Origin of the sequence: Adonisia turfae CCMR0081, from assembly GCF_011009555.1 — a bacterium.
Classification (GTDB): Bacteria; Cyanobacteriota; Cyanobacteriia; order Phormidesmidales; family Phormidesmidaceae; genus Leptothoe; species Leptothoe turfae.
Window position 1 is genome coordinate 102,471 of record NZ_QXHD01000004.1, and the last position, 206, is coordinate 102,676.

Consider the following 206-nt stretch of genomic DNA (forward strand, 5'->3'; position numbering starts at 1 on the left):
CGTTAAATTCCTGATGGGGGTTGGTTGCCGGACGGGTGAAGCTGCCGGTTTGAGGTGGAAGCACCTATCGGAAAATTGCGATTGCGTCTGGATTGGTGAGTCATGGGGACGTGGTGAACGGAAGCCGACTAAGACCAATCGGAGTAGAGCATTTAAACTATCGCCCGACCTGGTCGCTATGTTTCGAGCCAGGCGATCAGCCACGG

Annotated in this window: 1 protein-coding gene; it reads left to right on the plus strand. The window is 54.9% G+C overall.

Annotation, left to right across the window (positions count from 1 at the left end; all coding sequences use genetic code 11):
- The coding region (locus DXZ20_RS37220) for a site-specific integrase (protein ID WP_489670943.1) at nt 1–206 on the plus strand (206 nt) is incomplete at both ends.